At 36.7% G+C, this 26,404-nt stretch carries 21 protein-coding genes; 8 read left to right on the plus strand and 13 right to left on the minus strand.

Annotated elements, in window-relative coordinates:
- The first annotated feature begins 55 nt into the window (after nucleotides 1-55).
- Nucleotides 56-502 carry a GNAT family N-acetyltransferase gene (locus P176_RS0108815; protein ID WP_026754367.1) on the plus strand — a complete coding sequence of 149 codons (447 nt, stop codon included), beginning with the start codon at nucleotides 56-58 and terminating at the stop codon, nucleotides 500-502.
- On the opposite strand, the gene P176_RS0108820 is transcribed toward P176_RS0108815, so the two are convergent.
- The 6 genes from P176_RS0108820 to P176_RS0108845 all read right to left on the minus strand — a co-directional run bounded on the left by P176_RS0108820 (nucleotide 499) and on the right by P176_RS0108845 (nucleotide 7,959).
- Complete coding sequence (locus tag P176_RS0108820) at nucleotides 499-1,290, minus strand: OmpA family protein (protein WP_231481223.1); 792 nt, start codon at nucleotides 1,288-1,290, stop codon at nucleotides 499-501. The two genes, P176_RS0108815 and P176_RS0108820, sit on opposite strands and share 4 nt — an antisense overlap.
- 126 nt (nucleotides 1,291-1,416) lie before the next feature.
- Nucleotides 1,417-3,051 carry a S41 family peptidase gene (locus tag P176_RS0108825; RefSeq protein WP_026754369.1) on the minus strand — a complete coding sequence of 545 codons (1,635 nt, stop codon included), beginning with the start codon at nucleotides 3,049-3,051 and terminating at the stop codon, nucleotides 1,417-1,419.
- 12 nt (nucleotides 3,052-3,063) lie between these two features.
- A complete protein-coding gene (gene rnpA / locus P176_RS0108830) occupies nucleotides 3,064-3,441 on the minus strand; it encodes a ribonuclease P protein component (RefSeq protein ID WP_026754370.1) in 378 nt (125 codons plus the stop codon).
- Nucleotides 3,442-3,560: 119 nt separating this feature from the next.
- Nucleotides 3,561-5,432 (minus strand): M1 family metallopeptidase, encoded by a 1,872-nt coding sequence (locus tag P176_RS0108835; RefSeq protein WP_026754371.1) that lies wholly within the window; start codon nucleotides 5,430-5,432, stop codon nucleotides 3,561-3,563.
- Between the two features lie 39 nt (nucleotides 5,433-5,471).
- A complete protein-coding gene (locus P176_RS0108840) occupies nucleotides 5,472-7,091 on the minus strand; it encodes a S8 family peptidase (RefSeq protein ID WP_026754372.1) in 1,620 nt (539 codons plus the stop codon).
- 7 nt (nucleotides 7,092-7,098) lie between these two features.
- Nucleotides 7,099-7,959, minus strand: a complete 861-nt coding sequence (locus tag P176_RS0108845) for an MBL fold metallo-hydrolase (protein ID WP_026754373.1) — start codon at nucleotides 7,957-7,959, stop codon at nucleotides 7,099-7,101.
- A gap of 149 nt (nucleotides 7,960-8,108) precedes the next feature.
- Between P176_RS0108845 and P176_RS19175 the strand changes: the two genes are divergently transcribed.
- Both P176_RS19175 and P176_RS0108855 read left to right on the plus strand, forming a co-directional pair.
- Nucleotides 8,109-8,465 carry a DUF202 domain-containing protein gene (locus P176_RS19175; RefSeq protein ID WP_231481225.1) on the plus strand — a complete coding sequence of 119 codons (357 nt, stop codon included), beginning with the start codon at nucleotides 8,109-8,111 and terminating at the stop codon, nucleotides 8,463-8,465.
- A gap of 38 nt (nucleotides 8,466-8,503) precedes the next feature.
- Nucleotides 8,504-9,505: a hypothetical protein gene (locus P176_RS0108855; RefSeq protein WP_156033004.1), complete on the plus strand. Its 1,002-nt coding sequence runs from the start codon at nucleotides 8,504-8,506 to the stop codon at nucleotides 9,503-9,505.
- A gap of 115 nt (nucleotides 9,506-9,620) precedes the next feature.
- Here the strand turns inward: P176_RS0108855 and P176_RS0108860 are convergent, their stop codons facing one another.
- Both P176_RS0108860 and P176_RS0108865 read right to left on the minus strand, forming a co-directional pair.
- On the minus strand, nucleotides 9,621-11,840 hold the full coding sequence (locus P176_RS0108860) for a SulP family inorganic anion transporter (RefSeq protein WP_026754375.1): 2,220 nt from the start codon (nucleotides 11,838-11,840) through the stop codon (nucleotides 9,621-9,623).
- Nucleotides 11,837-12,685 carry a universal stress protein gene (locus tag P176_RS0108865; RefSeq protein WP_026754376.1) on the minus strand — a complete coding sequence of 283 codons (849 nt, stop codon included), beginning with the start codon at nucleotides 12,683-12,685 and terminating at the stop codon, nucleotides 11,837-11,839. Before P176_RS0108865 ends, P176_RS0108860 begins: the two co-directional genes overlap by 4 nt.
- A 139-nt stretch (nucleotides 12,686-12,824) precedes the next feature.
- On the opposite strand from P176_RS0108865, the gene P176_RS0108870 reads away from it, so the two are divergent.
- Nucleotides 12,825-14,687 carry a sodium:proton antiporter gene (locus P176_RS0108870; protein ID WP_026754377.1) on the plus strand — a complete coding sequence of 621 codons (1,863 nt, stop codon included), beginning with the start codon at nucleotides 12,825-12,827 and terminating at the stop codon, nucleotides 14,685-14,687.
- A 116-nt stretch (nucleotides 14,688-14,803) separates the two neighbouring features.
- On the opposite strand, the gene lepA is transcribed toward P176_RS0108870, so the two are convergent.
- Nucleotides 14,804-16,600 (minus strand): translation elongation factor 4, encoded by a 1,797-nt coding sequence (lepA, locus tag P176_RS0108875; RefSeq protein WP_026754378.1) that lies wholly within the window; start codon nucleotides 16,598-16,600, stop codon nucleotides 14,804-14,806.
- A gap of 154 nt (nucleotides 16,601-16,754) precedes the next feature.
- On the opposite strand from lepA, the gene P176_RS0108880 reads away from it, so the two are divergent.
- The 3 genes from P176_RS0108880 (at nucleotide 16,755) to P176_RS0108890 (ending at nucleotide 22,376) form a co-directional block, all read left to right on the plus strand.
- Nucleotides 16,755-19,169 (plus strand): TonB-dependent receptor domain-containing protein, encoded by a 2,415-nt coding sequence (locus P176_RS0108880; RefSeq protein WP_231481227.1) that lies wholly within the window; start codon nucleotides 16,755-16,757, stop codon nucleotides 19,167-19,169.
- Nucleotides 19,170-19,252: 83 nt separating this feature from the next.
- Nucleotides 19,253-20,944, plus strand: a complete 1,692-nt coding sequence (gene recJ, locus P176_RS0108885; protein ID WP_026754380.1) for a single-stranded-DNA-specific exonuclease RecJ — start codon at nucleotides 19,253-19,255, stop codon at nucleotides 20,942-20,944.
- A gap of 163 nt (nucleotides 20,945-21,107) precedes the next feature.
- Nucleotides 21,108-22,376, plus strand: a complete 1,269-nt coding sequence (locus P176_RS0108890) for an MFS transporter (RefSeq protein ID WP_026754381.1) — start codon at nucleotides 21,108-21,110, stop codon at nucleotides 22,374-22,376.
- A 2-nt stretch (nucleotides 22,377-22,378) separates the two neighbouring features.
- Here P176_RS0108890 and P176_RS0108895 read toward each other — a convergent pair whose 3' ends face one another.
- Both P176_RS0108895 and P176_RS0108900 read right to left on the minus strand, forming a co-directional pair.
- On the minus strand, nucleotides 22,379-23,143 hold the full coding sequence (locus tag P176_RS0108895; protein WP_026754382.1) for a UDP-2,3-diacylglucosamine diphosphatase: 765 nt from the start codon (nucleotides 23,141-23,143) through the stop codon (nucleotides 22,379-22,381).
- Nucleotides 23,144-23,215: 72 nt separating this feature from the next.
- Nucleotides 23,216-23,665, minus strand: coding sequence for a 6-carboxytetrahydropterin synthase (locus P176_RS0108900; protein ID WP_026754383.1), 450 nt, complete (start codon nucleotides 23,663-23,665; stop codon nucleotides 23,216-23,218).
- 127 nt (nucleotides 23,666-23,792) lie between these two features.
- On the opposite strand from P176_RS0108900, the gene P176_RS0108905 reads away from it, so the two are divergent.
- Entirely contained in the window at nucleotides 23,793-24,434 is a 642-nt protein-coding gene (locus tag P176_RS0108905) for a 2OG-Fe(II) oxygenase (RefSeq protein ID WP_026754384.1), read from the plus strand.
- Nucleotides 24,435-24,567: 133 nt separating this feature from the next.
- On the opposite strand, the gene P176_RS0108910 is transcribed toward P176_RS0108905, so the two are convergent.
- Nucleotides 24,568-25,902: an MATE family efflux transporter gene (locus P176_RS0108910; protein WP_026754385.1), complete on the minus strand. Its 1,335-nt coding sequence runs from the start codon at nucleotides 25,900-25,902 to the stop codon at nucleotides 24,568-24,570.
- Entirely contained in the window at nucleotides 25,899-26,399 is a 501-nt protein-coding gene (locus tag P176_RS0108915; RefSeq protein WP_026754386.1) for a GNAT family N-acetyltransferase, read from the minus strand. Before P176_RS0108915 ends, P176_RS0108910 begins: the two co-directional genes overlap by 4 nt.
- Nucleotides 26,400-26,404 lie beyond the last annotated feature (5 nt).

Genomic DNA, 26,404 nt, shown 5'->3' on the forward strand with positions numbered 1-26,404 from the left:
CTAAAAATACCATTGCTGTAAAAAATTACGGTTATTTTTGAGTAAACATCTAACAATGCTAAACATCTATACAAAATCTTTCGAGGAATTAACCATTCAAGAGTTGTACGATTTACTCCAACTTCGTAGTGAGGTTTTTGTTGTTGAGCAAGATTGTATTTATCAAGATATTGATGGTAAAGATCAAAAAGCATTGCACGTTATGGGTTACAAAGCACAAAAGCTTGTCGCCTATACGCGCATTTTTAAGCCTAATGATTATTTTGAATATGCAAGTATTGGTCGCGTTGTGGTAAAGCAGGAAGCACGCAAATTTCAATATGGATATGCCATTATGAAAGCATCTATTGACGCCATTGAAATGCATTTTAAGGAGCAACAGATTAAGATTTCGGCCCAAACCTATTTAAAAACGTTTTATAATAATCTGGATTTTTTTGAAGTTGGTGAAGGTTATCTAGAAGATAGTATCCCTCACATTGCAATGATCAAAAGCAATTAATTATCACTACTTCCAACGTAAGTTACTAATATCTCTACCCTACGATCTAGTTTAGGATCACCTCCTAGCGGAAATTTTCGACGCATGCCCACGTATTTCATTCGTCTTGGGTCTACTCCCTTTTTAACCAAGTAATCATAGATAAACTTAGCTCTCGCAAGCGATAAATTACGTTTTTTTGTTTTTCTATCTATAGCATCTCTACTGTTTTGGGTACAGCAGACATGGCCTTGAATTGTAAAGTAAATATCTTTACGATTTAGAAGTGCTTCGCCTAACTCTTCTAGGGTTTCTTTAGACTCTGGTAGCAGTTTACTATAGCCTGTTTTAAATAAAATATTGTCAAGTCGAAACTTATCGCCCGCCTTAAGTTCTTCATTTAAAATTTCTCTAACTTCTTGCTTTTTGTCTGCTAATTCTTCGGCAGTTTTTTTTGGTCTTGGTGGATCAAAGGGAGAGACTACAATTTCAACTTTTCTATTTAAGCCTCTAATCTTACTTATATCATCTTCTTTAACTAATTTCAGTAATACCTCACCCTTACCGTCAACATTGGTAATGATAGACTCATCAAATTCGTTATTAGAAAAAATGGTTTTAATAGAATTGGCGCGATCTTGGGATAATTTAAGATTGTAATCATCACTACCACGATCATCAGTAAAGCCATAAATAGCTACTTTGGAAACATCCATTCCTTCTATTTCAGAGAGAAATAATAGCAACCTATTGTGTTCTGTTGGAGGTACTTCAAACTGATCAGTCTCAAAATAGACTTCGTGTGTCATCGCCTTTTGAGCGAAAATAAAATTTGAAATTAGAACTGATATAAAGAAAATATATTTCATTATAGTATCGTAAATACGCCATCTAAGATAGCTTTTTTGATAAATACATCAAATTTTATACCCCTTTTAATTAAGATAGTCTAAATAGTTGGTTGGGTTTTTTAATATTTCTACGCCTTTTTGTATTTCAAAATTGTTAGCAACATAATAGCTGTATAGCCCTTCTCTATAAAAATAACGTTTAACAATTTCGTCAGAAAGAAGCGAAAGTAACTGATCCTTATTAGCATCAACGGCTTTGTTTTTGTAGGCGTTTAATGCTGAAATTAACTCAGAATAATCGGCATCAATGGCCTGACCAATTTCTTCTTCCTTGGCTATTGAAAACGCATCTGCAAAAGCCTTTTCTGTATGGGTCTCAAAGCTGAAGTTTTTAGCCGAAAGAAATGCTTTAAAATTTTTAAAATCAGAATCCTTTAATTCAAAACCTTTAAGCTCTGGTTCTGGGTGATTATAATAATATTCCGTAGCATATTTAAAAATAAGATTGTCATCTAAAATGGCTTCAGTAATTGGGCTAAACTTACTTTCTTCTAGTTCTAAATCAGGTTGAACGCCTCCTCCATCATAAACGGTTCTACCCTTTTTAGTTTTAAACGCGTTATAGTTTTCTTGCTTCACTCTAGTGGCTTTTCCGTTTTCATCTCGGTTCCAATAGTCCAAAGCTTGTATACAGCGTCCTGATGGCGTGTAATAGCGAGAAATGGTAATCTTTACCTGTGTGCCATAAATGAGCTTTTTAGGGCGTTGTACGAGTCCTTTACCAAAACTTCTAGCCCCAACAATGACGGCACGGTCTAAATCTTGTAAAGCTCCAGAAACAATCTCACTTGCAGAGGCGCTTCTCCCATCAATTAAAACAACCAGTGGAATTTCAGTATCAATGGCATCTCTTTGAGTATAGTACGTTTTATTGTATTTCTGAACTTTTGATTTTGTGGTGACCACCAACTGATTTTTCGGCACAAAAATATTGGTCACATTAACCGCTTCGCTTAAAAGTCCGCCAGGATTACCACGTAAGTCCAAAATTAATTTTTTAGCGCCCTGATTTTTTAAGGCTCTTACCGCGCTAATGGTCTCCGCTGAGGTTTTTTCGTTGAATTTACGAAGCACAATATAGCCTATGGTTTCATTGACCATAGAATAATGTGGAACGGCATGAATATCTACTGCTTCTCGCTGTATTTGGGCAGTTTTGACTTCTCCTTGTCTTACAAAAGTAATATTGACGATGGTTCCTGCTGCGCCTTGCAATAAATTACCTGCATCATCCTTAAAATCGGCAACGGCTACATTATCTACCATAATGATCTTGTCTCCTGCTTTTAGTCCTGCCTTGTCTGCAGCGTAATCTTTATAAGGTTCAACAATAACCAAAGTGTCTTTTAAGGTAAGCACATTGGCGCCAATACCCGTATAATCGCCAGCGTTGTTGATTCTGGCAGATTCTACATCTTGTTCGTTGTAGTAATTGGTATAGGGATCTAAATCATTAAGCATGCTTTTTATAGCCGTATCCATTAAATCTGCTGGGTTGGTCTCATCAACATAGTTCATGTTGAGTTCTTTAAAGAGCGTCGTAAAAATTTCTATCTGTTTTGCAATTTCAAAGAAATCATTTTTAAAAGCGGTGGTACTTGTAAAAATAACAATGGCCAAAACGGGAATTAGCACACGTTTTTTTAGTAGTTTTTTCATGGCTTATACGGTTTAGTTAGACAGTTCTTTTTTAGAAAATTTATCTAACAATTGTTTTGTTTTTATTTCTACGGAATTAAAGTCTGGAATTTCCTTTCCAATGTACAAAATCATAAACGCAAAAGGAGATGAAGTATTGTTAAAAAAGGGGGCCTTATTTAAACGGTAAGCTTCTCTCATTAATCGTTTGATCTGGTTTCTATCAACCGCTCTTTTAAAATGCCTTTTACTAACAGAAACTCCTGCTTTGTGCTGATGTTCTAGTTGAGGATCAAGCTTTAGATATACCATTCTTAAGGGGTAGGCCGAAACGGACTGTCCTTCGGAAAATATCCGCTCAATCATTTTTTTGCTTTTCAGCTTATCTTTCTTGGTATAGGAAAAGGACATGACTTATTTCTCGTGCTCAAAAGTAGATAAAATTTTGGTGCTTGGGTGTTATCAAGAGCTGTATATAAAAAAAGCCACGTTAAAAAACGTGGCTTATAAAGTTTAAAATATGCTGCTATTTATTGTTCAGGCTTTGGGTAGATGTTATTGTCTTTATTAACATCTGCCATCATCCCACTAGGATCAATTTCAACAGCTTTCACAGCTTTAGACGTTTCAAAACTGTAGCTAGGAAAAGCCCAAGCCCAATCTTCTAAAACAGTTGCCGTGGTTTCCTTTTGACCTCTCATCATTCGTAATGGGATGTAAAAGTTTTCCGAAGAACCATCTGTGTAAGTGACTTTAAGATCTATAGGCATTGGCATTGTCGCATCCCGCTCTAAGGTTATCGTGTTGCCCTCTACAGAAGAAATACCATAATCTATAGTATTGGTGGTTTGTGCAAAATCCATTAAGTACCAATCCAGTTCTAAGCCAGAGACACGTTCTGCGGTTCTAACAATATCTAATGGTTTAGGGTGTTTAAAGACAAAATCGGTATAATATTTTTTAATGGTGGTTTTTAAATTGTCGTCTCCAATAATATAACCTAATTGTGCTAAAAATACAGCGCCTTTGCTATAGGCAGAAATGCCATAACCTTGGTTGTAATCGTAACGATCTGCATGAGTGGTCAATGGTTGCTCAATACCAGAATTGGCTAAATAAGCATAACCACGGTAAGAACTGTTTAAAGGGTTATCACTTTTTTGTTCCATAATCTCATTCATGGCCAAAGCTGAAATGTAACTTGTAAAGCCTTCATCCATCCACTCGTGTTTAGATTCATTGCTGGCCAACAAAAATTGAAACCAGGTGTGCGCCATTTCATGAGCGGTAACACCTACCAAACTGCCATAGCTGCGTTCTCCAGTAATAAGTGTACACATGGCATACTCCATACCACCATCTCCACCTTGAATCACAGAATATTGTTCATAAGGATAAGTACCAATATGCTCATTATAGTATTCCATAAGTGCTACGGTCTTTGGCTGTAGTCTCTTCCAGTTTTCTAAATTTTCTTTAGGCATGTTGTCTTGGTAGAAAAAATGCAATAATGGACCATTAGGAACTTGAGCCGTATCGTGAATAAAATCGGGATCTGCAGCCCAAGTAAAATCATGTACGTTAGGCGCTTTAAAATGCCAAGTAAGGGTTTTACCTTTAGGTTGTTTTACCTTATCTGAGGTATAGCCATAACCAATCTCCTCAGCGTTTTGCAGGTAGCCTGTACCGCCAATCATGTATTTTTTATCGATGGTAATCTTAACATCAAAATTTCCCCAAATACCATAAAACTCTCTGCCAATGTATGGGTCTGCATGCCAGCCTTCATCATCATATTCGGCTAATTTTGGGTACCATTGGCTCATGGATAAATCAATACCTTCTGCATTATTACGTCCAGAACGACGGATTTGAACCGGCACTTGAGCATCAAATTCCATAGAAAATTCAACCGTAGAATTTGGTTGAATAGGCGTTTTAAGATCCACAATCATCACCGTCCCTTCGATGGTATAATCAATGTCATTGCCATCTTGTTCTAAGGAGTTGACCTTGATGTATCCAATCTCATCGTCCTTTAATTTTGAAATCCGACTCTCATAAACGGGATTTTCCTTAGTCCCTAGATTATTGGTCATTCTGCCATCAGGATCGGTAATACTCTGCAATCTCGCATCCATTTCGCTGCCTGGTTGAAAAGCATTAAGAAACAAGTGGTAGTAAACTCTACTCAATACATCTGGCGAGTTATTAGTGTACTCTATGGTCTGTTTGCCCTTGTATTGATACGTTTTTACGTCCATGTCAATCTCCATGGTATAATCTGCTTGCTGCTGCCAATAGTGGTCTGTTTTGTATTCCATGTTTGGAGCTTGGGCAACAATAGATGAAGCAAACATTAAAGCAAAAAGACTTAAAATGGGAGTTTGTATTAATTTCATTTCAATTGATTTTAAATGCATTTTCTTCGGAAATTGGATTTACTGGGCCATTTTGGCGGCCATTATCAATGCGTTGTAAGCATTAACAATACGTCCAGATGTTGAAATTTCTGAAAGTGATTTCACCATTTTATCCTCTCCTGAACCTACAGTGACTTTAGCTTGAATAGGTAAACCAGATTCCATAAGTATTTTTTTAACTTGAGAAGCCGTTAAGCTAGGAAACTGAGAACGAATTAATGCAGCAACGCCAGCAACATTTGGTGCAGCCATAGACGTACCACTGTTAAGGTCATATTCGTTTTCTGGTAATGTAGAATAGATATCTGTACCTGGAGCAAAAACATCAACGTTCACTTTTCCGAAGTTAGAAAAACTAGACACCATTTCAGAACCATAATTTGGAGCTAAAGCTCCTACGGTAATGACATTATCTGAGACTTCTGCTCCAGTACCAATGGCATCATTAGGAAAATTTGGTGCAACATCAATATCTTGGCTGTCATTACCAGCAGCATGTACAAAAAGCACATCTTTTTCGGCAGCATATTTAAGTGCATCTCTTACCCAATCACTATGAGGAGAGAATGATTTACCAAAACTAGCATTAATTACTTTTGCACCATTATCTGCAGCATATCTAATGGCTAATGCAACATCTTTATCATACTCATCACCGTTTGGAGTAGATCTCACAGCCATAATTTCTACATTATTGGCAACACCGTTCATCCCGATACCGTTATTGCGCTCTGCTGCAATAATACCTGAAACGTGCGTTCCGTGGCTTTCGCCTTTTTTAGAAGGTCTTGGGTTGTTGTTTCCGTAGCCTACCATGTCATTTAAATCGTTAGGATCATCTCCCGTAGTGCGACCTTTAAGATCTTTGTTAAGGTTAACATTGAGTCTTTCATTGATGCTCTCTAAACCAGCTTTAATATCTTTTTTAGCAGCAGTCATAGATTCTATATCATTGCTGTAGATAAATTGTGCGACTTGTTTGGCTTGACCTAAACTTTCATCGTCACTACTGATGGTGTTCACCTCTTCTTTTGAATAGTCTGATTTACCAAAATGCTTGGTTAAAACGTCATCTGCAAAAATGATTTGTTGATAGATTTGATCATACTGGGTTTTTCTACCCATCCATTTTTGATACTCGGTATTGTAAAGCTCTTCAGCCTCACTATAACGAGGGTTACTTGTATCTCCAGACACCAATAGACGCACATATTCTAACTGCTCATCGTAGCCATCACCTAAGAAATTCCAACCGTGGATATCATCAACATAACCATTGTTATCGTCATCGATACCGTTGTTTGGGATTTCATCTTTGTTGGTCCAAATAACACCATCTAAATCTTCATGATCAATATCGGTACCAGAATCTACTACGGCCACAATCACAGTTTTTCCTTTTTTGTTCTTAATAAGCTCATCATAGGCTTTTTGAACACTCATTCCAGGAATGGTATCTTTTACTAAGTCAAGATGGGACCAGTTATTGAGTTCTGTCTCGGTAAGATCGGTAACCTTGATTGGGGAACTGTCTATGTTCTCAATTGGTGTAGAAATAAAGCCAGAACCACCTCCGCAATTAAATAATAGGGTTGCTGATAGTACCGAAAATAATAAAGGTTTAAATATAGGTTTCATATAAAGTCTAATTAAAAAAATCGTTTGTAGTAATAGTCTCATTTAATCGCACACCTTTGTCGGTATGCTTTACGGTAATAATTTCGTTATGCGCATCATGCTCCAAAAACAAGTAGAAATTGTTATCGGCAGCAAGATTTAGAAATTTTTCTTTTTCGTCTAAAGTCAGTAACGGTCGTGTATCATAACCCATGACGAATGGCAAAGGCAAATGCCCAACTGTAGGTAATAAATCGGCCATGAAACAAAGGGTTTTATCTTTGTAATTGATCATGGGAATCATTTGTTTATCGGTATGTCCGTTAGCAAAGAAGATGTCAAAATCTAATGCGGAATTTTTAAGAAGGTCATCTTTAGGCAATGCCGTGAACATTAACTGACCGCTTTCTTTCATGGGAAGAATATTTTCTTCTAAAAAGGATGCTTTTTCTCTACGGTTTGGTTGTGTTGCCCACTCCCAGTGCGCTTCATTGCTCCAATATTTAGCATTTTTAAAAGCAGGCTCGTAATGCGTTTTATCTTTATTCCATTGAATACAGCCACCACAATGATCAAAATGTAGGTGCGTCATAAACACATCTGTAATATCATCGCGATGAAAACCATGTTTTTTTAAAGAGCTGTCAATAGTGTCATCTCCCCAAGGGTGATAGTAGCCAAAAAACTTATCGCTTTGTTTATTGCCCATCCCGGTATCAATTAACAGAAGTCTATTGCCATCTTCAATGAGTAAACAGCGGGCCGCAATATCAATCATGTTATTAGCGTCTGCGGGGTTTGTTCTCGTCCAAAGCGTTTTTGGTACCACTCCAAACATAGCGCCTCCATCAAGTTTGAAGTTACCAGCGTTTATAGGATACAATTGCATATATTAGTTATAATTTTGATAGTCATGCAAATTACTAAAAGCAATAGATAACATTGGGCTCAATTGCCTTAAATTAGCGCAGTTTTAACAATTTTTAAAGACTTATTAGAATTTGTTATTTTTATAAGTACCCATATAATTCGTCGCCTATGAAACGTATCACAAAAGCTCCGCTTAAAATTCAGAACATGAGATTGCTCAAGTTTGGGCGTGATTTTAAACCAGACGAAGAAGTCATCTTAAGAGATTATTTGGCTATTGAACGCACCAGACTTGCCAATGAGCGTACATTATTATCTTATATTAGATCTTCACTCTACCTGCTTTTAGGAGGTGTTGGATTATTTCAGTTAAAGGATTTTGCAGACTTTAAATACCTTGCCTTTGTAGCGTTAGGCTTTAGCGCCATTTTTTTTATTATTGGGGTGTATCGATTTACCTTACTTAAAAAAAGTCTAAAACGCTTGTATTATATTTCTGAAAAAAAGGAGAAAGAAGAGAATTAATGCTTTTGTTAATAATAGTTATGTCTCATAAAAAGCCAATGAAATCCATTAAAATTAAGGCTAGTGAATTAAAAGAGATAACGTTATTTTTAATTGATAATGAAATAATATTTCATCCTATAATTTCACCAATTGGGTATCTTGATTTTGCTAGTTATGAAAACAAAAAAATCATAATGATATTAGATAGAAATATCATTATTCCAATAATAAGATTGTTAAAGACAGGAGAACTTAAAGATAGATTTCTTCTAAAACTAATAGGTTCATTGATTTTATGGTCTGATTTTAATCAGATAAAACTAACAGCTGGAATAGCCTTATCTGAATATTCTCATCAGAAAGAAAGTAGTTTTGATGCAAATATTGAAAACAAGTTATTTCAAAGTATTTTTGAAAAATACAGTCCAAAACAATGGCTAAATTGGGCTTTAGGAGAAAATGAAGATATAATCTCTGCCAAAATTGAAGAGAAAATCGAGCATAATTTTTTCATAGAAAGTGAGCATTATAAAATGCATTATTTAGAAATGCTTAAAATTTCACAATTATATTTTAATACACATATTTCAATTGTAAGTAAATTTAAAATTTTACATAACTGGATTTATAATAATATATTGATTTGTAAATACACTACATGTTTTTCTGTTTTGGTTTTTGCAGAAAAAAGTAAAATTTTTAAAAAGCAAAAATTGAATTTTGAAAATATTCTAAAAATATGTAATAATGAAGCGTGGGATTTGACTTATATGTCATTTTGGAGTACACAATATTACTACGAAGATAAATCTGAAGATGTTTATCTTTTTGCAACTAGAGATAAAGAATTAAAAGATCTTTTTAAACTAACACATAAAGAATCATTACAAATTTATACAGACACTTTTGGACATAAAATAGGAAAACAAATTATCAAATCAATAGAACACATTTGTTTACCAAGAGAAAAACCTGAAATCAATTCATTAATATTAGATAAACTGATAATCGAAGAAAAACAAATATTGAAAAATATTTTAGAAAATTACTCCACCTAATACCTTATATATTTTATTAGTAGTTCTAGCCTAGTTACGAAAATCCCAACGTATTTTCTATTCGGTTTTGTCTTTACTATTTTAGTTGCCAACCAACCTAACCAATTATTCACAATTACATTTTTTCAAAAGCACTTTGCTCAGAGATTACGGTTTTTAGGCGTTTTGAAAAGGCTAAAAGTGCTTTGATTTCCTTGGTACTTGCCAAACGTTCCTTACTAAAGATCAACAAATTTTTTCCATTAGATTCTATGTGGTAATACGGATTGCTCTCAAAAAAATGGACCACATCATCATTAAAAAATGATCTAATATTTTCTTCATTTTCGCCTAGCAAATAAAAACGTTTTGAAAAGTCATGGTGCTTTTCAATATTAATATCCTTTAAACCAGTGAGCGCATGTACGCGCTGTAACAAGCCTTCTTGATCTAGCGTAAAGGATGGTATGGTAGTATCTAAGCGCAAATGTAGCATCGATGCTCTTACCACCTCCCTTGCAATAAATTCGCCTTCAGAAAACTCAATATCAAATAGGTTGTAATGCGCTGTGTCATCAATAAGCTCATTATAAATATGGCTGATGTGCTTGGTATAGAAAAACAGAAACGCATCTAAAAAACGAGTATCCTTGTTTTTGTCGGCACTGTAGCGCAGCCCGTAACTTTCAGCAATACTCTCTAAGTTTTCTTGGCGTTTGGTCAAGTTATAACCAAAAAGTCTAGGTGTTTTTAGCAAACGCCTTAAGGCAAAAGGATGTTTGGTATCTGCCTCATGCATGTCTAAGCCCACCACATCAAAATGCCCCCCTTTTTTAATGAACAGATTTTGATAGTTATGAAGGTTTTCCATAACGGTATGATCTACAAATTCGCACATTGAAAAATCGACAATTACATCGTTATCTTCTGAAATGGCATCTAGTTTTTCCTTCAATCTGTAAAAATTAACGAAGGTGCAAAAGTGTTTAACGCTTACATAGTAATTCGATTTTTTATCATCTTCTCGAAACATCAAGACATTTGGCTTTACCCAATGCCTTAAGAACAGATTGATTTTTCTGCTAATGATAAAATGTATCATCAAAGTGGTGACCACGCCGGCCGAAATCCCAAAAATAAGTCCGAATTGAAGGGTTGTCAATAGGGTGACGAAAAAAATAATGAGCTGTTCTTTTCCTACGGAAAAGATCTTTCGTATCAAATCTGGTGAGGCCAATTTATAACCCGTATACACCAAAATGGCCATAAGTGCAGGTAAGGGAATCCTAGTTAGTTGTGTACTGAAAAGCACGATAAATACCATTAGAAAAAACGCATGAAAAAAGTTAGAAGACCTGTTTGTGCCTCCGTTATTAACGTTTACAGAACTTCTCGCAATAACGGTAACCACATTGAGCCCACCCACAAAACCACTACCAATGGTGCTTAGCCCCAAGGCTTTGAGGTCTCGGTTAACGTTTGAGCGTCGTTTTTCAGAATCTAATTTATCGACCGCCTTAATGCTCAAAAGGGATTCTATACTTGCAATTAAGGTTAGAGATATGACGCTTCCCCAAAATGCTGTGCTCCCAAAGCCACTGAATGATATTTTAGGTAATTGCGTGGTGATTTCGGTAAAGCTGGGTATTGCTGGGATCATATAATCTTTGGCGATAGGATTATTTTGATGAAGCACCAACTCAAAATAATAGCTAAATAAGATGGATAAAATCACAATCCACATAGGCGCAGGAATAAGCTGCAAATATTTGTTTCTAATTTTTGAATAGAACAACATGATCATGAGACTCAAAACACCGGCGCTTGCAGCATAAATTAACCCAGTGTTTTCGTAATGTAAGGCGTCATTGATAGTGAATGGAATATCAACCAAGTAATCAATGGTAGTATCTCTATTGATTTTATGACCAAACATGATATGAAATTGCTTCCCTAAAATAATAAGACCAATGGCCGCGAGCATTCCTTGAATGGCCGATGAGGGAAAGAAGTCTGCAAGATTTCCCATTTTCAAAAAGCCAAGAATCATCAATAAAACCCCTGAACAGATGATGGCGGCATAAGCGGTTTCTAGGCCCAAAGTAGAAATGGCTACTAAGGTTACGCCAACAAGACCGTTTCCTGGTCCAGTGATAGTGACATGACTTCCACCTAAAATAGAGACTACAACGCCGCCAACTATGGCCGTAATAACCCCTGCAATGGCTGGTGCATCACTGGCCATAGCAAGACCCAAACCTAGAGGCAGTGCAATTAAGCTAACCACAAACCCCGAAAAGATATTTTTTGGGAGCTGTTTAAAAAATAAGAGTGTTTTACTTTTTTTTTGGTTCATCTTATAATTAGGACGTCGGTTGGAAGTTCAGATAAAATGTATTCAATATCATGAGGGAAAATACGATCGAGATATCTTGTCTTTTCAGGGGCATTCATCACGAGAAGATCGGCACGAACAAACTCTGCATAATGGCCAATACTGTAACCGCGTTTCCCAAAAATAGATTGGGTTTTGACCAAGACGTTTGATTTATATTCCGAAGGGATGTTACTAATAATGCTTTTTACACGAGATTCTTCTCTCATTTTTAGACGTTCTTTCACTATGGCCGATTTCCGAAGGGTTTTATCATCGTAAACACTTACGGCTACTTCGGCTTTTGTGATTTCTTCAACCACGGTAATTTTTTTTGATTTTAATCTGGAAGCCGCATAAAATGATGCGGTGATTGCCTGTTTGGTTTTAGGGTCATTAAGACCGTTAACAACAATATGTTGATAAGCGATTCGGTCTACAGAAGGATTCACGAGCAGAAGAATGGAACACTTGGCCTGTCGTGTAATTTTTCGGGCAATAGAACCCAGATAGAATTGAACAAAATTTTCTTTCTGAAGAGCGCCCAACATCAAGAGGGTCACTTTTTTTTCTTCGGAAGCAGATAAAATAACATCAACGGGATCTCCAGTTTTAAACACCATCTCATAGCTGAGGTTTTTGGCAATAAAAGGTTCTAAAATACTTTCAATTTGATGTCTTTTCTCTTCGGAAGCTTCACCCACGTGAATCAACACGAGGTTACTCTCAAAAAAGAGACACAACCTTGAAGCTTCATGGATGTTCGCCTTTAAATTAGGCGAAAAGGCAATCCCAATGCCAATGGTGTCAAAAACAGATTTAGTCAATAGTTAGAAATTCAATTAAGAGTGGAAGTTACCAATTTTTTTAAGCTTCTTGAAATTATGCGCATTTACGAGTGTTTTGACAGATTTTTTAAAAGAGTTATATTGTTTCAATTATCTTTAGCCTTTAAAAAAAAAGAGCATGTTAGAATTAGCAGGAATCATCATCTTAGGGATATTGGCACAGTGGGTAGCATGGAAGTTTAAGATTCCAGCAATTTTACCGTTAATTCTTATAGGTTTATTAGTAGGGCCAATAGCTGCAGAGTTTTTATCTGAAGATGGCACCAAGTGGATTGAACCCATTTGGAATGAGACGGAAGGTCTTTTTCCCGGAGAAAGCCTGTTTTATTTTGTATCCCTAGCCATCGGGATTATCTTATTTGAGGGCGGACTCACCCTTAAATTAAGTGAAATCAAGAACGTTGGCCCCGTGATTTCAAAATTGATCACTATTGGTACGTTCGTCACGTTTTTTGGCGGAGCAGTAGCTGCTTATTTTATTTTTAATCTTACTTGGGAAATTTCGTTTTTGTTTTCGGCTCTTATTATTGTTACAGGTCCTACGGTAATTACCCCAATTTTGAGAAACATTCCCTTAAAAAAGGACATTTCCGCAGTTTTAAAATGGGAAGGGATTCTTATTGATCCCATTGGCGCTTTGGTGGCCGTTTTGGTTTATGAGTTTATTAGTGCGAATGCGGGAGGGGAGTTTACAAAAACGGCCTTAATTGAATTTGGAAAGATTGTACTTTTTGGTTCTGCCTTCGGATTTACTTTTGCCCACGCACTTAATTTTATTTTTAATAAAAAATGGGTACCACATTACCTGATGAATGTGTTTTCATTAGCAGCAGTGCTAGGTGTTTTTGTATTATCTGATGTTTTTGCACACGAATCTGGATTGTTAGCCGTTGTGGTCATGGGGATGGTTTTAGGAAACTCTGGCGCATCTTATTTAAAGGATATTTTGTACTTCAAGGAGTCTTTAAGTGTTCTTCTTATTTCAATACTATTTATTCTTCTTGCTGCAAATATCAATTATGATGAATTACTATTGATTTATAACTGGAAAACTGCCATTTTATTTGCGGTGATTGTTTTTGTAATTCGTCCTGTAGGCGTGTTTTTAAGTACACATGGTTCTAAGCTGAAATTCAAGGAGAAATTATTTGTGAGCTGGGTTGGCCCTCGTGGTATTGTTGCGGCAGGTATCGCTTCGCTTTTTGGCTTGAAATTGGCTAGTCAAGGCGTGGTTGATTCGCAATACATCACCCCTTTGGTATTTGTAATTGTTTTGGGAACAGTACTATTAAATGCTACTACAGCAAGACTCTTTGCGAAATTGGTGGGTGTCTTTTTAGATAAATCTAACGGTATTTTGATTGTTGGGGCGTCTAAAGTTTCTCGTTTGTTAGGGCATTACTTAGAAACTAATGGAAGGCATGTGGTGTTGATTGATAGCAATCAAAGCAATATTGCCAAAGCTCAAGAATTGGGATTAGAGGCGTTTACCACTAATATTTATTCAGATAACTTGGCCGATAATATTGAGCTGAATGATGTTGGATATTTGATGGCAATGACGGGAAATTCTGAAATCAATAAGTATGCAATCAATAAGTTCTCTGCTCAGTTTGGAGAGAATGGATCTTTTAGATTGGTGACTACAAGCGAAATGAATGACCCTGATAATAACCCAAAGGAGGGCTTATTTTCGCATACCGATGATTATATAAATTTATCTGAGGTGACCCGTAAGTATCCATCTATTCAAGAAACTGATGTAAGAGATACGGAGCATTACGAGAGCTTGATTGAAATCACTAAAGAAGATAAAGACATGATACCACTGTTCTTGAAGGATAGTGATAATGAGCTTCATATCATATCATCTTTTAGCAAAACGTTTGAAGATGTTGGTGCAGACTGGAAATTGGTGTACTTAGGGAAGCCATTTGATGTTGAAAAAGTACCAACAGATGATGATTTAGAGAAATCTTAATCGCTCTTAATTCAATCTTGTTATTTCGCTAAATCAAAAGTTTTAATTGTAAACCATTGTTGGTGTATTAGAGATCACCAACAATGGTAATTTTATCAGATTCTGATTAAAAAATCTTAATCATTTAGTTTCAGTACTGCCATAAAGGCCTCTTGAGGAATTTCTACATTACCCACTTGTCGCATACGTTTTTTACCTTTTTTCTGTTTTTCCAACAGTTTACGTTTACGAGAAATATCACCACCATAACATTTAGCGGTCACGTCTTTACGAAGCGCTTTAATGGTTTCTCTAGAAATGATCTTAGCGCCAATGGCGGCTTGTATAGGAATATCAAATTGCTGTCTCGGGATCAGTTCTTTCAACTTTTCGCACATTTTCTTCCCAATACTATAGGCATTGTCAAAATGAATTAGTGCAGAAAGCGCATCTACTTGTTGTGCGTTTAATAAAATATCGACCCTTACCAATTTAGATTGACGCATCCCAATAGGAGAGTAGTCAAAAGAAGCATAGCCCTTACTCACCGTTTTTAGACGGTCATAAAAATCGAAGACGATTTCCGCGAGTGGCATATCAAAATTCAATTCTACACGCTCTGTAGTAAGGTAGGTTTGATTGGTAATTACGCCTCGTTTTTCGATACAAAGTGACATGACGTTACCTACAAAATCAGACTTCGTAATGATTGTTGCCTTAATATAAGGTTCTTCAACACGGTTGAGAGTGGATGGTTCTGGTAAATCCGTTGGATTATTAACAATCATGATCTCGTCCGGATTCTTATTCGTGAATGCATGGTAAGACACGTTGGGTACCGTAGTAATCACGGTCATGTCAAATTCGCGTTCTAAACGCTCTTGAATAATTTCCATGTGGAGCATTCCTAGGAATCCACATCGGAATCCAAAGCCTAAAGCAGCAGAGCTTTCTGGCATAAATACCAAAGACGCATCGTTGAGCTGTAGTTTTTCCATAGAGGCACGAAGCTCTTCGTAATCTTCGGTGTCAACAGGATAAATTCCTGCAAAAACCATCGGTTTTACATCCTCAAACCCTGATATTGGGTTTTTGGTAGGGTCTTTAGCATCGGTAATGGTATCACCAACCTTAACCTCTTTCGCTTCTTTGATACCTGTAATTACATAACCAACATCACCCGCTTTAATTTCTTCTCTAGGAAACTGTTTCAGCTTGAGTGTTCCTACTTCATCTGCGCCATAGGTTTTACCTGTAGCTATAAATTTGATTTGCTGATTCTTTTTAATAGAACCATTAATGACTCTAAAATAAGTTTCTACACCTCTAAATGGGTTATAAACGGAGTCAAAAATCAATGCTTGAAGTGGCTCGTCTACATTACCTTTTGGTGCTGGAATCCTTCTGATAATGGCTTCCAATATTTTATCAACACCAAAACCTGTTTTACCGCTGGCATGAAGCACTTCTTCAGGATCACAGCCTAAAAGATCAACAATATCATCGGTAACTTCTTCTGGATTGGCACTAGGTAAATCGATTTTATTAAGAACTGGAATGATTTCCAGATCATTTTCCAAAGCTAAATATAAGTTCGAAATGGTCTGCGCTTGAATACTCTGTGCGGCATCAACAATTAAGAGCGCACCTTCACAAGCAGCAATAGAACGAGAAACTTCGTATGAAAAATCGACGTGTCCCGGGGTATCAATTAAGTTGAGGGTGTATGTTTCGCCCTCAAAAGTGTATTCCATTTGTATGGCATGAGACTTTATGGTGATGCCTCGTTCTCGCTCTAGATCCATACTGTCTAACAGTTGATCTTGTTTCTCACGAGCAGTCACAGTACCTGTAAAATCTAAAAGACGATCGGCCAAGGTACTTTTTCCGTGATCAATATGAGCGATAATGCAAAAATTTCTAATGTGTTTCATAAACCCTTAATTCATGTCCATTGGGATTTGCAAATATAGCCCAATTATTACGGATTGAATTAAGTAATTAATTGAGATTAATCTAAAAAGTACGGATAAACCGTAATTTTAAGTTAAAAACAAATGTTATATTGCATGACCAAATTTATTGCATTTGAAGACATTAGCTATTTCCGCTTTATTTTTAATAAGTAATATTTTCATATTTGCCCAAGATCTCACGATTAGTGGGCGTATTCTCGATTCAAATAATGTCCCTATTGAGTTTGCGAATGCTATCCTTTATTCTGAAGATGAAAGCGATCTTATAAAAGGCGTTTCTACTAGTTTTGATGGCTATTTCACCTTAAAAAACCTCGCGCCTTCAACTTACCTTCTTAAGGTAAGTTACATTGGCTTTGAAACCTTTGAGCAGCAAATTGTAGTAACGGAAAATCTAAACCTCAAAAACATTACGCTTAAAGAGTCTTCAGAAAATCTAGAAGAGGTCAATATTACCGTAAAAAAGCCAACTTTAGTAAGAGAGGCAGATCGCCTGGTATTTAACATAGCAAATACCGCTTTAGTAGAAGGTAATATATTACAAGTATTAAAAAGTACACCTGGAGTTTTGGTTCTTGGCGATGAGATTACGGTTAAAAACTCAAATCCTACGATTTATATTAATGATAGAAAAGTATATTTATCTTCAGAAGATTTAAATCAATTATTAGAGGGATCCTCGGCAAACGCTATAAAATCTGTTGAGGTCATCACCAATCCATCTGCACGATATGATGCCGAAAGCGGTGTTGTGCTCAATATCGTGATGAGTAAAAACTTAATTACCGGTTATCGTGGGAGTGTCTTAGGCGGATATACCCAAGGCGTGTTTCCTAGATATGATCTAGGAACGAGTCATTTTTTCAAGAAAAATAAACTGAGTTTCAACCTTAATTATAATTACAACAAAGATAAATTGAATCGTGACGGTGATGACACTGTCAATTATTTGAACAACAATAGTACGATTGATCAAAGCTGGCGGTCGTTTACCAATAGAAATACTTGGTCTGAAACCCATAATCTTAACGCCAATTTTGATTATGAGATCAATGACAATAATAAAATAAGCCTATCATCAACCGCATTGTATTTGCCATATTTTAAATATCAAATCAATAACAACACCAGCATTACAGACGCTAACGATGTCTTTTTATCTCGCTTTACTGCAGATAATTTATCTTATGATAATAAATACAATTTAGGTTTCGATTTGAATTTTGACCATAATTTCACCAAGGGTAACTTGCTCTTTAATGCGCATTACACCACTTATAATTATGAGCGGAACCAAGCGGTATTAAGTAATTTCTTCGATATAAATAATGAATTTGATACGGCATCTGCATTTAACACAGACGCCAATCAAGACACCAATATTTTTGCATCTAAGGCTGATTACAGTTTGCCCATAAATGACAATTCTTCTTTTGAGACTGGGCTAAAGTATTCTGAAGTTAAAACCAATAGCAACGTTACCCAATTTGATGTTGATTTAGGTACAGGTACGAGTACGATAGATAATCAAAATTCTGATGCTTTTGAATACGACGAGCGTATTTATGCTGCTTACGCAAACTACGCATCTCATACTGAAAAATGGAGTTTGAATGCAGGTTTAAGAATGGAACAGACCAATATAGAAGGTAATTCTCCATTGACCGAGATCAGTACCACCCAAGATTATTTGGAATGGTTTCCAAATGCCAGTGCACAATATAATATTTCAGACAGTTATAATGTTTATGCCAACTATAAGCGCAGTATTGCAAGGCCTAGTTACGCCAACTTAAATCCCTTTCGTTTTTTTCTGAATGAAAATTATGTGGTATCTGGAAATCCTTTTTTGGTACCAACGTTTACAGATCATGTGGTTTTAGGCACAACCTTATCTAATATTTTTACCATTGAAGCCTATTATAAAAATTTTGATGGTGCTATCAGTGAAATCCCCAGACAGAACAACGATACAAACATTATAGAATACATCAACGTCAATTTTGATAAAACCGTTGAATATGGTTTTGATTTTTCAACCTATTTTAATGTTACCGAAAAATGGTTTTTATATGCGGTAACGTCATTTTATAATATTGAAGAGGAGACCGATTTTGGAAATGGCTTTGTCAATCAATCCCAATGGTCCAATTATTCTATATTACAAAATAATTTTACCTTCTTGAAAGACAATAGCCTTAACGCTAGTTTGAGCTTGACATGGGTTGGCAAAAACCTTCAAGGCTTTAGAATTATTGAGGATCGTTTATTTTCAGAATTGGTCGTATCTAAGTCTCTATTCAAGAAAAAAGCGGCATTATCATTATCTGTGGGAGATCTTTTTAATTATCAAGATCCCAGATCGAGCGTTCGTTATCAAAATCAATTTAGTTTAGCACAGTCTGATATTGATAACCGTTACATCAAATTAGGTTTCCGCTATAAGTTTGGCAATACCAGGTTAGAAACCAATGAACGCGCCATAGATATTGATGAGCGAGATCGCTTGAATAAAACAGAGAATTAAAACTGTTTATAGTTTTTTCTTTTCAATAGCCTTTAAGTCTTCAGGTATTTTTAACTTTAGATACTTAAATATACTATCCTGCTATGCGCTGGACACTTAAACCAAAACCAAATTCCGAAACTGTCTCAGCTTTACAAAAAGCACTTCAAGTAGACAGTACCATCGCCACCTTATTAGTTCAGCGTGGTATCGAGACTTACGAGCAAGCCAAAACCTTTTTTAGGCCCAGCATTAGCGATTTACACGATCCGTTTTTGATGAAGGATATGGACAAAGCAGTTGATCGCATTGAAATGGCACTAGCACAACATGAAAATATTTTAGTGTTTGGCGATTATGATGTCGATGGAACAACGTCGGTAGCTTTATTAGCTTCTTATTTAAAAACAAAGTCCCATCGCGTTGCCACCTATATCCCAGATCGTTATGATGAGGGCTACGGCGTATCTTATAAGGGTATTGATTTTGCGCATGATAATGAGTTCTCCTTAATTATTGCTTTAGATTGTGGTATAAAGGCCATAGAAAAAGTAGAGTATGCTCTTGAAAAAGGCATCGACTTTATCATTTGTGATCATCATAGACCAAGTAAAGTACTACCAAAAGCAATTGCAGTGCTTGATCCAAAACGCGATGATTGTGAGTATCCATTTAAAGAGCTTTGTGGTTGTGGTGTTGGTTTTAAATTGATACAAGCTTTAGCCTCAAAAGAGGGTAAAACAGTAGCCGATCTATGGGAGTATTTAGATTTGGTTGCTACAGCTATTGGAGCAGATATTGTGCCCATTGTGGGAGAAAATAGAGTTTTGGCTTATTTTGGTCTGCAGGTCATTAATACCAATCCCAGACCAGGTATAAAAGCCATAATTGATCAAGTTAAGAAAAAAGAACTGACAATCACTGACGTTGTTTTTATTGTGGCACCAAGAATTAATGCGGCTGGCCGAATGAAACATGGTAATTATGCCGTCACATTACTTACCGAAACGGATGCTGATTTAGCAAAAACCTATGCTTCGGAAATTAATGAGTTCAATTTAGATAGGAGGGAAGCAGACCAACGCATCACAGAAGAAGCGCTCATTCAAATTACAGAAAACAAGGAAGAAGATCGGTTGACTTCGGTGGTATATCACGAGTCTTGGCATAAGGGAGTGATTGGGATTGTAGCCTCTAGATTAATTGAAACCTATTATCGTCCCACCTTAGTATTTACCAAAAGTGGTGATAAGTTAGCGGCCTCGGCAAGATCCGTATCCGGTTTTGACGTATACAATGCTTTAGAGGCCTGTAGTGAACATATTGAACAGTTTGGCGGGCATAAATATGCTGCAGGACTAACGCTTAAGGAAGAAAATTACGAAGCTTTTAAACAGGCTTTTGAAGATGAGGTTTCTAAAACCATCGATAGAAGTTTATTAATTCCTGAAATAAGAATAGATCAGCAAATTGATTTACCTCAAATCACTGATAAATTATGGCGAATTTTGAGCCAGTTTGCGCCTTTTGGACCTAGCAATATGACTCCGATTTTTATGACCCAAAATCTTAGGGATACTGGATATGGAAAATGTGTTGGTGAAGATGACAAACATTTGAGAACAACCGTCACCCAAAGCGGTGCCGAAAATATCGTTTGTATAGGTTTTAATCTTGGCGAAAAGCAGGATATCATCAAAGACAAGAAACCCTTTAGCGCTGTGTATTCCATTGATGAAAATCACTGGCAAGGCCAAGTGAGCTTGCAGTTGAAACTCAGGGATATTAAATCTTAAGCATTATTGAGGAGCGTTTCATATTTTCAAATTCACGCTTAGTTTCTTTACAAAAGACTAAATAATTAAAGCCCTTGTTTTACATTTGCTAAACGTCTAAAAAAGGCCTTCAGCTGCGACGGTACGTGACCACAACGCTGATGGGTTTACTAATAACGCTCACTTGACAAAAAAAGATCCATACGCCTCCTTAAGATTTAAAGAATTCAACACCTTTTTATTGGTGCGCTTTTTTCTCGTCTTTGGGTGGTCCATGCAGTTTATTGTGATTGAATGGGAAGTGTATTCCTTAACCAAAGATCCTTTATCCCTTGGTATTATTGGTCTTATGGAAATCATTCCTGCATTAACCATGGCGCTCTTTGCGGGACATATTGTTGATCAAAGGGAAAAACGAAATCTGCTAGCGGTGACCATCTCTTTTTTCTCACTCATAAGCCTGGGATTATTCTTGCTTACCTGGCCAAAAATTACAGATGGTTGGGAGACCAACACGATTCTTTACTGTGTTTATGCGCTGGTATTTTTTGGTGGTTTTGTGAGATCGTTCTTTGGACCTACCATTTTCTCTTTAATTGCGCTTATCGTTCCGAAGAAAGTCTACCCAAATGCAGCGACTTGGAGCAGTTCTACTTGGCAAATGGCCTCGGTTTTAGGGCCAGCTTTTGCAGGGTTTTCTATAAATTGGATAGGTGTACATTGGTCACTTTGTATCATTTTTGGTCTCGTGGTACTATCTTTTTTTATTCTGCTAAGAATTAAGAAGAAACCTATTCTCAATCCAAAAATTGGAGAGCCTGTCATGCAGAGTTTAGCAGAAGGACTCAAATTTGTATTTAATACGAAGGCCGTGTTGGGTGCCCTAACTTTAGATATGATTGCCGTACTTTTTGGTGGGGCAGTGGCACTGTTGCCTGTTTTTGCACAAGATATTTTAAAAGTGGGTCCCGAAGGTTTTGGGGTCTTGCGCTCTGCACCTGCAGTTGGTGCATTTTTAACCATGTTAATCACCGCTTATATTCCCATAAGTAAAAACGCAGGAATGAAATTGCTTGTCGCGGTGTTTGGTTTTGGGGTTTGTATCATTGTATTTGGTCTGTCCTCGGTATTTTGGATTTCGGTTGTCGCCTTATTTTTCAGTGGGGTGACCGATGGAGTTTCAATGGTGATTCGTCAAACCATCTTACAGCTCAAAACACCTGATCATATGAGAGGTCGCGTAGCCTCTGTAAACTCTATGTTTGTAGGCTCTTCTAATGAACTTGGTGCCTTTGAAAGTGGTGTTACCGCAAAACTTATGGGTGCTGTTACCGCTGTGGTTTTTGGAGGGACAATGACCTTGATAACGGTGACTGCTACAGGGTTTTTATCTCCATCTTTTAGAAAACTGGATTTAAGAAAGGATATGGAAGAGCACGAGAGAGAAGATTGATTTTAAGCTTTAAACGTTTTCAATTCAAAATGGTCGCCATCAAACACACCGTAGGTGAAATAATCTATCCAATCTCCTAAATTCACATATTTGGAATGACTTTCAGCATTAAGCTCTACTTCCATAGGAAGATGCCGATGCCCATAAATGAAATAATCAAAATGGGATTCTTCTAGTTTAGATTTGCTGTATTGTATGAGCCATTCTTTATCCTCTCCTAGAAACTTAGCATCGTGCTCACCAGAAATCAATTTGTTTTTTACCGAAAGATACTGTGCTACCCGCATACCAATGTCGGGGTGTAACCACTTAAAAAGAAACTTAAACACTGGATTTGTGAAAATTGTTTTCATGAATTTATAGCCTTTGTCAAAAGGCCCCAATCCATCGCCATGAGCAATGTAAAATGAGGTATCGTTAAAGGTAAATTCCTTTGGTTTGTGATAAACAGGGATATTTAGTTCTTTCTCAAAATAGCCGTTCATCCAAAGATCATGATTGCCCACAAAAAAATAAATCGGAATGCCAGAATCGCTAATTTCAGCCAGTTTTCCCAAAGTTCTTACAAAGCCTTTGGGCACAACGGTACCATATTCAAACCAAAAATCAAAAAGATCACCAAGAAGAAAAATGGCTGCAGCATCTTGTTTTATGGTATCTAACCAAGCGACAAACTTTTTTTCACGAGGCAAGGAGGCTTCAGTTGTGGGCGCGCCCAAATGATTGTCTGATGCAAAGTATATTTTTTTTCCTTTAGGGACCTTCATTAGTTGTTAAGCGTATAGTTGGTTTCAACGGTTTAGAGTGATTTTGATCTTAACTTATAATCAGTTATCGTTCTAATTATCAGAGGCAAACCACTGAGCATAAGACGTTGCCGTTTCTTGAAGCTTTAAGGAGTGTAACATAATCGTTTCTGGTAATCGGTTTTTTATCTTTTCAGCAAAATCAATTACCATCATTTCGCTCGTAGGTTGATAATCTACCAGCAATACATTATGATCGCGATCGGATAGTTCTTTGGCAAGTTCAATATGTGGTGTGTTTTTATTGAAGACTGTGGCATGATCAAACACGTCTACAATCTCTTCTTTGACAATTTTTTTCAGATCGCCAAAATCAATCACCATCCCAAATTTTACGTTGGTCTTATCACTTATGGGTTTCCCTATGACGGTCACATCCAACCGATAACTATGCCCGTGTACATTTTTACACTTGCCATCATAACCGTAAAGGGCATGACCGGTTTCAAAAGAAAATTGTTTGGTGATACGAATGTTACTCATTGTCTTATGATTTTCGGTGCAAAGATATTCATTTTGTAAAAGCAATATGAATTTAGACTACATTTGCGGGCTTTACTGAAGTCACTAAGTAGTTAACCGTTTGTTTGATAGTTATTTAATTAAAGGCATGAATTCGATTTTTGAAGATATTGCATTTGTAGAAAATGAGGTTTACGAACGGATTATTGCTGAAATAGGCAGTCATAAGTATTGTATAGTTGACGATTTTTTTCCTTCGGAAACCGTTGCATTACTGCGCCAGTCTCTCATCACAAAACTTGAGGAAGATCGGTTTAAAAAAGCTGCCATTGGAAACAGGGTCAATGAAACTATTGTAAAGTCTATTCGTGGCGATCATATTTTATGGATCGAAGAAGTTCTTGCCAATAGGGCAGAAGGGCTGTTTTATGATCAGATTAATGATATGGTGGCCTATCTTAATAGAACCTGTTTTATGGGCATTCTTCAAAAAGAATTTCACTACGCCCTTTACCCTACAGGAACCTTTTATAAACGCCATATTGATACATTTCAAAACGATGATCGTAGAAAATTATCAATAGTTTGCTATTTAAACGATGAGGATTGGCAACCCGAGAATGGTGGGGAATTGGTACTTTATCTTAATAATGACGTAGAAGAGGTGCCCAAAATCATCTATCCGCTACCAGGACGTATGGTCATTTTTGAAAGTCAAATTATTGAACACGAGGTTAAGACTGTGAGCACCCAACGCTTAAGTATTACGGGCTGGCTCAAGACCCGTTAACTATCGGTTTTTGTTTCGATTGTAGAAGTAAACGATAACCAGTACTATTGCTAAAATTAGAAATAGGCCGCTGCCGCTCATAAAAGACATGATATCCATAGCTGATGGTTTAAATAGATTTATGTTTTCAAAGTTATTCTTTTTCTGCTTTTGCTAAGAACAGTTGTCTAAATTTTAAGATAAGAGGGATGCCGCGGGCCATCATCCAAAACGTTAGCGCTATAAAAATACCATAGAGTTTCAAGTTAAACTGGTCTAGGAAGAACAGGATGGGTATAAAAACGAGTCCGGTGGCCATTAATAGCAGATTTCTTAAAAATTTCATCTTACCCATACCTTTAAACATCCCATCAAAAATGAAGGCGAGCGCACATAGGGGTTGCATGAGGAGAATGATCCAAAACACATTATAAAACTGATCGAGTACATTGGGTTCTTGAGTAAAAATCCGTCCTATGGGCCTATAAAAAAGCGCTCCCAATGCGGCGAGAATCATTCCGCAGAAAATGCCGTATTTAATCAATGTATTGCTAAGTTTTATCAATTCGGCATAAGATTTTGAGCCCAGCAATTTTCCGGATAAAATATTGCCAGCACTGGCGTAACCATCAATAATAAAAGCGCCTAAAAACCATAAGTTAATAGCAATAGTATAGGCCGCTATATAAGATTTACCGTATCCTGTTGCAAAGCGAGTGGCAAAATACAAGGTGACATTTAAAGCAAGGGTACGCACAAAAAGATTAAGAATCATCAACATAAAATTCTTGATCTCTTTATTCCACGGAAATGTAAATCTCAAAGGAATATCCGTTTTTTTCAAAAGGTATATTATTGAGAGTGCGGCCATGACGAACTGAGCGATCACGCTAGCATAGGCGGCACCTTCAATGTACATAGGTTGCACATAGCCTTGGATGCCATAAACCAAGATAACGTCCAAAATGATGTTTAAGGCTGCACCAACAATCGCTATGATCATTGGATAAAATGTATTTTGCAAGCCCCGGAAGGTTCCAAAAACGGCAATGGTGAGCAAGGTAAACGGAAAGCCAAATACCCTAATTCTATAATATGTGGCACTGTAGTCTAAAATGAGGTTTTCTGCATTATAGAGTTTAAAAATACCCTCGGCGAACGGATATGTCAATACAATAATAACAGCGCTTAATACGGTCATGATAAACATGGCCTGTGCCGGCAGTGATTTTATAGAGTCTAAGTCATTGGCGCCCAAATAGCGAGAGACTAGAGATGAAATGGCGCTTCTGGTTTGTCCAAACACCCAGATGAGCATCGATAAAAATGTGCCAACAATGCCAACGGCTGCCAAAGATTCGGTAGCATTAAGATCTACATTTCCAATAATTGCAGTATCCGTTAGAGAAAGTACAGGTTCTGCCACTCCTGCAATTAGAGCAGGAATAGCTAGTCTATTGATGTTTTTAAAAGAAATATCTGCGCTCAAAGTATCAGTTCGTAACAATAAAATGGGTGTTCGCTTTGCTTCGGAAAATAGATGACTCCCAATTTTTGATAGCCACGAAGTTCGTAAAATTTTTGGTTCCGCTGGTTTTTAGAAAAAGTATCTAATCTCACGGAAGGCGCTTCTGTTTTTATGGCAAGATCTTCTGCAAAATCCATAAGTTCTTGAGCCAATCCTTTGCCTTGATGCTTTGGGTGAACGGCCAATCTATGAATGTAGAGATTGTCTTGATTAGGGGTTAACCAATCTACCTCAATATAGTCATCATCCATAACTTTAGAAATGGTCACACAACCCATTATGGTACCATTGACATCGTAAACATAAAGCTCATCGCGTTTGATGTCCTTATAAAATGCAGCGCTATTGGGGTAGTGCTCATTCCATTGAAAAACGCCCTTAGAGATTAAGTGTTTGGCACAGGCAGATGTGATAGACATTAGAGTGTCAACGTCATAAGTATGGGCTTTACGAATCATAAAAT

Source organism: Sediminibacter sp. Hel_I_10 (assembly GCF_000688335.1).
GTDB lineage: Bacteria > Bacteroidota > Bacteroidia > Flavobacteriales > Flavobacteriaceae > Psychroserpens.

What these genes read in the sequence shown, in the direction of transcription:
- P176_RS0108895 (WP_026754382.1), bottom strand. Translation starts at nt 23,143, where the DNA reads ATGAAGGTCCCTAAAGGAAAAAAAATATACTTTGCATCAGACAATCAT.
- P176_RS0108845 (WP_026754373.1), bottom strand. Translation starts at nt 7,959, where the DNA reads ATGCAATTGTATCCTATAAACGCTGGTAACTTCAAACTTGATGGAGGC.
- P176_RS0108860 (WP_026754375.1), bottom strand. Translation starts at nt 11,840, where the DNA reads ATGAACCAAAAAAAAAGTAAAACACTCTTATTTTTTAAACAGCTCCCA.
- P176_RS19175 (WP_231481225.1), top strand. Translation starts at nt 8,109, where the DNA reads ATGAAACGTATCACAAAAGCTCCGCTTAAAATTCAGAACATGAGATTG.
- P176_RS0108900 (WP_026754383.1), bottom strand. Translation starts at nt 23,665, where the DNA reads ATGAGTAACATTCGTATCACCAAACAATTTTCTTTTGAAACCGGTCAT.
- P176_RS0108905 (WP_026754384.1), top strand. Translation starts at nt 23,793, where the DNA reads ATGAATTCGATTTTTGAAGATATTGCATTTGTAGAAAATGAGGTTTAC.
- recJ (WP_026754380.1), top strand. Translation starts at nt 19,253, where the DNA reads ATGCGCTGGACACTTAAACCAAAACCAAATTCCGAAACTGTCTCAGCT.
- P176_RS0108820 (WP_231481223.1), bottom strand. Translation starts at nt 1,290, where the DNA reads ATGACACACGAAGTCTATTTTGAGACTGATCAGTTTGAAGTACCTCCA.
- P176_RS0108815 (WP_026754367.1), top strand. Translation starts at nt 56, where the DNA reads ATGCTAAACATCTATACAAAATCTTTCGAGGAATTAACCATTCAAGAG.
- P176_RS0108840 (WP_026754372.1), bottom strand. Translation starts at nt 7,091, where the DNA reads ATGAAACCTATATTTAAACCTTTATTATTTTCGGTACTATCAGCAACC.
- lepA (WP_026754378.1), bottom strand. Translation starts at nt 16,600, where the DNA reads ATGAAACACATTAGAAATTTTTGCATTATCGCTCATATTGATCACGGA.
- P176_RS0108825 (WP_026754369.1), bottom strand. Translation starts at nt 3,051, where the DNA reads ATGAAAAAACTACTAAAAAAACGTGTGCTAATTCCCGTTTTGGCCATT.
- rnpA (WP_026754370.1), bottom strand. Translation starts at nt 3,441, where the DNA reads ATGTCCTTTTCCTATACCAAGAAAGATAAGCTGAAAAGCAAAAAAATG.
- P176_RS0108870 (WP_026754377.1), top strand. Translation starts at nt 12,825, where the DNA reads ATGTTAGAATTAGCAGGAATCATCATCTTAGGGATATTGGCACAGTGG.
- P176_RS0108855 (WP_156033004.1), top strand. Translation starts at nt 8,504, where the DNA reads ATGAAATCCATTAAAATTAAGGCTAGTGAATTAAAAGAGATAACGTTA.
- P176_RS0108835 (WP_026754371.1), bottom strand. Translation starts at nt 5,432, where the DNA reads ATGAAATTAATACAAACTCCCATTTTAAGTCTTTTTGCTTTAATGTTT.
- P176_RS0108915 (WP_026754386.1), bottom strand. Translation starts at nt 26,399, where the DNA reads ATGATTCGTAAAGCCCATACTTATGACGTTGACACTCTAATGTCTATC.